The sequence below is a fragment of the Streptomyces beihaiensis genome, assembly GCF_026274175.1.
In the GTDB taxonomy this organism is placed as follows: Bacteria; Actinomycetota; Actinomycetes; order Streptomycetales; family Streptomycetaceae; genus Streptomyces; species Streptomyces beihaiensis.
In genome coordinates this window covers 1-423 of sequence record NZ_JAPHNL010000249.1, presented here as the reverse complement: position 1 = coordinate 423, position 423 = coordinate 1, and the positions used below count along the sequence as shown (strand labels likewise).

Genomic DNA, 423 nt, shown 5'->3' with positions numbered 1-423 from the left:
CGACGCTCTTCCGATCTGTGGTGCCGCAGCGCGGCGACGGGCTCGACGAGCGGATCGCCGCCGCGTTCGAGGACACCGCCGGCACAGGGCCCTGCCTGCTCATCGGCATGGACACTCCGCAGCTCGCCGCCGACCCGTCGCCGCTCGCGCCCGCGCTCGCGCCGGACGCGTGGCGGGAGTGCGACGCCTGGTTCGGGCCCGCCGTCGACGGCGGTTTCTGGGCGCTCGGCCTGGCGCGCCCGGAACCGGCCCTGGTGCGCGGCGTACCGATGTCGACGGCCTCGACCGGTGCCGCGCAGCGCGCCCGGCTGACCGGTGCGGGCCTTCGCGTACGGGACCTGCCGCGGCTGCTCGACGTGGACGCGGCGGACGACGCCGCGCGGGTCGCCGTGCTCGCCCCGCACGGGCGCTTCGCGGCGCAGC

General features: G+C 78.3%; 1 protein-coding gene. It reads left to right on the top strand.

The window, feature by feature from the left end:
- The coding region (locus tag OFY01_RS19465; RefSeq protein WP_266601621.1) for a TIGR04282 family arsenosugar biosynthesis glycosyltransferase at positions 1-423 on the top strand (423 nt) is incomplete at both ends.